The sequence below is a fragment of the Streptomyces sp. NPDC056948 genome (assembly GCF_042674225.1).
GTDB classification, from domain to species: Bacteria; Actinomycetota; Actinomycetes; order Streptomycetales; family Streptomycetaceae; genus Streptomyces; species Streptomyces purpurascens.
The window spans coordinates 1-4,226 of record NZ_JBHUQX010000600.1; the positions used below are offsets into that span (position 1 = coordinate 1).

Sequence of the window (4,226 nt, forward strand, 5' to 3'; positions counted from 1 at the left end):
GTGCTTGACGTAGACGTGGACCAGGCTCGGCTCGGCCACGATCGTGTCGGGGATGACACCGCCGACCTTGGAGCCGGACATCTCGGTGAAGTTCATGTACATCAGCGGGACCACGGCGGCGTCCTTCAGGACCTGCTGGTCGATCTGCCCGTAGGCGGCGTTGCGCTGCTTGACGTCCGACAGCTTGGCGGCCTTGTCGATCAGCGCGTTGACCTTCGGGTCGTTCAGATACGACAGGTCCTGGTTGGCCTGTGGGTTCTTCTTGATCAGCCGGCCGTCGAAGAGGGTCGGCAGCACCGTGGAGGCGTTCGGCCAGTCGGCGATCCAGTCGCCCCAGGTCAGGTCGTACTGGTTCTTCGTGTTGTTGATGGTGCTGAAGTAGTTCGACGCGTCGATCGGGGAGATGTTGACGTGGATGCCGATGCGCCCCAGCGCGGTCTTCACCGCGTCGGCGAAGTGCTCCTGGGTGGGGGTGTTCTCCACCGCGATGGACATGGCCGGCTTCGGGTTGCCCGCCTGCTTCATCAGGGCCTTGGCCTTGGCGAGGTTGCCGGCCGGGTTGGCGCTGTACTGGTTGAACTTCTGGTAGCCGCCGATGCCGGGGCTCAGCATGGTGGTGGCGTAGTCGCCGTACGCCGAGCCGCCGAAGGCGCCGCGGACCGTGGTCTTGTCGATGGCGTACTCGATGGCCTGGCGGACCCGGAGATCCTTGACGCGGGTGGTGTTGATTGCCAGGTAGTTGATGCCGGGCGCGGGGATCTTGTAGTAACGGCCCTTCAGAGAGGGGTCATTGGCCATCTGGGCCAGGTCGGATCCGGCGATCGGCCACTGCTGGATCGAGGTCTGGGCGGCGCCGGCGTCGGCCTTGAGCTGCTGGTCGATGGCCGACTCGTCCTGGCCGAACTTGACGTCCATCCCGTCGACGTTCTGCTGCCGGATCGGGTCGGTCGACTGCGACCAGCGCGTGTTCCGCGTGAGGACGAGTTCCTTGTTCTTGGTGTACGACTTGATCATGTACGGGCCGTCCGACCAGACCTTGGTGTCGTAGGTCGAGCCGGTGTCGTGGGCCTTGGGCACGGCGGACCAGCCGGTCATGGTGGTGGTCTCGTTGAAGTCGGCCACCGGCTGGTCGAGGTGGAAGACGATGGTGTACTTGTCCGGCGTCTGGATGGAGCCGAGCTGCTTGCCCTGGTAGGGACCCTTGTAGTCGGACCCGCCGACGAGCCACTGGGAGGCGTAGGGCGGGCCGCCGTTGATGTCGGAGGAGAAGAACCGCTCGACGCCGTACTTGACGTCCTGTGCGGTGACCTCGGTGCCGTCCTGGTACTTGACGCCGTGCCGAAGATGGAAGGTCCACACCGTGGCACCCTTGCTCGGCGTTCCGGTGTCGGTGGCCAGATCGCCGACCAGCTTGGGCTTCGGGCCCGTCTCGTCCCAGCCCGTGAGGGTTCGGACGATCTCCTGGTCCATGCTCTGGCCCTCGGTCGTGTAGACACGCTGAGGGTCGAGGTGGTCGAAGTCCGCCTTGTTCAGGACGGTCAGGGTGCCGCCCTTTCCGGGGGACCCGCTTCCCGTGGTGCTGGAGGAACCTCCGCATGCGGTGGCCCCCAGGGCGATCACCACGGCGGAGGCCGTGAGAGCGACCGTGCGCGATCTGCGCGTGCTGCGCGTCATTGAGGAAACTCCGTTCTTGCTACGGGCGCGGCGGCCGTTCGTGGGACCGCCGGGCCGAAACTCGGGGGGTGGCTTTGTCAGCCGCGCCGGGCGCGGGGATCCAGGGCGTCCCGGACGCCGTCCCCGAGGAGGTTGAGCGCCAGGACCAGGAGGAAGAGCAGGACGCCGGGCACGAAGAGGTACATCGGGTCCTGGAGGAAGAACTGGGAGGCGTCCGAGAGCAGGGCTCCCCAGTCGGGGTTGGGCGGGATGACGCCGACGCCCAGGTACGACAGGGCCGCCTCGGTGGTGATGTTCTGCGGGACGGCCAGCGCGAAGGAGATCAGGATCGGCGCCCACAGGTTGGGCAGGAGCTGCCGGAAGAGGATGTGCCGTCGGCCGGCGCTCATCAGCCGCGCGGCGTCGACGAACTCCCGCTCGCGCAGGGACAGTACCTGTCCGCGCACCAGGCGGGCGGTGTACGCCCAGGCGAAGACGGCGATGTTGAGGACCAGGACGAGGAGGCGGAGGTTCTCGTCGGTGCCGCCGTGGGTGTTGGTCTGCAGCGCGTTCTGGATCACCGGGGTGAGCGCGATGATGAACAGCAGCTGCGGGAACGCCAGCATCACGTCCATGATCCGGGACAGCAGGGAGTCGACCCAGCCGCCGAAGTAGCCGGCGGCGAGCCCCGCGACGACGCCGACCACGGTGGACAGCACGGCCGAGGCGAAGCCCACGTACAGGGAGGTGCGCAGGCCGTAGACGATGCGGGCGAACAGGTCGTAGCCGGTGCCCGGTTCGACGCCGAGCAGGTGCTGGACGCTGATGCCGCCCAGCGACCCGTAGGGGAAGTTGCCCGTGTCCGGGTTGATCGCCTTGTTGTCGGGGGTGATCGGTCCCCAGCCGGTCAGCGCGGTGAGGACCGGCGCGAGCAGGGCGATCAGGATGAACAGGACGGTGGCCGCCAGGGCGGCCGTGGTGACCTTGTCCCGCCTGATCCGCCGCCAGGCCATCCGGGCCGGTGAGCGGCCGGCGACGACCGGGCCGCCGGGTCTGCTGTCCTGCGTCGACGGCTCGGCCAGCAGCGCGGTGCCGCCGCCGGTGTCGATCGGCTGATGTTGCGTGGTCATCGTACGGACATCCCGGATCTGCCCCTGAGGCAAGGAAATTGAGTGGCGGTCGTGAGCGCCGCCGTGAGACATTGCGGACTTTCGCAATGCCGTGCGAGGCCGGTCAAGCCGAGCAGGGGCCAGAAAAGGGATTGTTTGCGGTCATGGAAAAGTGTTGACGAGAGCGGGGAATGTGATTACCCGTCGCGTGAGGGAATGCGGGAGATTCCTTGGGCAGTGATTGGCATTGCCTCCGGGTGCGTTTCCTCTCGCTTTTCCCTCGGAATCCCCCGCGTCGGGTAAAGGCACGAACACGGAGCCCGGTTCAGCCGACCGGTACCCCGGCTTCCAGGTAGTACGCCGCTCCGCGTTCGCGGGCCCTCAGGGCCCAGCGCAGCCGCTCGTAGCGCACCGGTGGCAGCAGGTCGGCGGCCTCCTCCTCGGTGACGAACCGCCAGTCGCGCAGCTCCGGCCCGGGCAGCACCAGCCGGCCGGCCTCCGCGGAGTCGAGGAGACCGCCGTCGAAGAGGAGCCGCAGGCCGCCGAACCCGGGGGGCGCGGGGCGCTCCCAGTCGACGACGAGCAGGCTCGGCACCTCGTCGAGGTGGATGCCGGTCTCCTCGGCGACCTCCCGCACACCGGCCCGCGCGGGCGCCTCACCGGGCTCGACGACTCCGCCGGGGAACTCCCAGCCGGCCTTGTAGGTGGGGTCGACGAGCAGCACGCGATCCTGTTCGTCGAAGAGGAGCACACCGGCGGCGAGCGTCTCGGCGGTGGGCTCGGGCGTCTGGACGATGTCGCAGACGGGCACGGAGCCGTTGTGCACGGCCTCGGCGATGCGGGCGGCGGTCTCGTACGGCGTGAGGTCGCTGGTGTCGACCGGGTGCGCGTCCGCGGTGAGCCAGGAGGCGAGCGCGGCCCGGTACGGCTGGATGTGGTCGGCGGACCACTGGCGTATTCGTATCTCGCCGTCGGGGAGGTCCCGCGGAACCTCGCGGCCCGCTGTGCGCTCCCGCAGTATCGTTTCGGCCGGAGCGAGCAGGATGTGGCTGACCGGAATCCTGCGCGCGGCCAGGCCGCCGAAGATCTCGTCGCGGTACTCCTGACGCAGCAGTGTCATCGGGACGACCAGAGTTCCGCCGAGCTCGGCGAGCATCGCGGCCGCCGTGTCGATCACGAGCCGCCGCCAGATCGGCAGGTCCTGGAAGTCGCCGACCTCGGCGAGGCGCTTGGGCGGCAGCAGATACCGGAGCGCTCCGCCGATGACCTCGGGGTCGAAGAGCGTGCTGTTCGGGATCAGTTCGATCAGTTCCTGTGCGGTGGTGGTCTTCCCCGCACCGAACGCGCCGTTGATCCAGACGACGGTCACAGGTCCCCCTCTTCTGTTGGCCCCCTGAGGCTTGCCCGCTCCACCCTGCCACGGAAACCAGCCCCAGTTGAGGGCGCATGAAGACGGCGCCGGCG

General features: G+C 68.3%; 3 protein-coding genes. All 3 read right to left on the minus strand.

What is annotated here, in order from left to right; translation table 11 throughout:
* Positions 1-1,674, minus strand: a 1,674-nt coding sequence (locus ACFTZL_RS41880; RefSeq protein ID WP_382594956.1) for an ABC transporter substrate-binding protein, incomplete at its 3' end; no start/stop codon positions are given.
* 77 nt (positions 1,675-1,751) lie between these two features.
* Complete coding sequence (locus ACFTZL_RS41885) at positions 1,752-2,783, minus strand: ABC transporter permease (protein WP_382594959.1); 1,032 nt, start codon at positions 2,781-2,783, stop codon at positions 1,752-1,754.
* 304 nt (positions 2,784-3,087) lie between these two features.
* On the minus strand, positions 3,088-4,131 hold the full coding sequence (locus ACFTZL_RS41890) for an NUDIX domain-containing protein (protein WP_382594961.1): 1,044 nt from the start codon (positions 4,129-4,131) through the stop codon (positions 3,088-3,090).
* Between the last annotated feature and the right edge of the window lie 95 nt (positions 4,132-4,226).

Coding starts and splice junctions, on each gene's coding strand:
- ACFTZL_RS41885 (WP_382594959.1), bottom strand. CDS start 2,783: ATGACCACGCAACATCAGCCGATCGACACCGGCGGCGGCACCGCGCTG.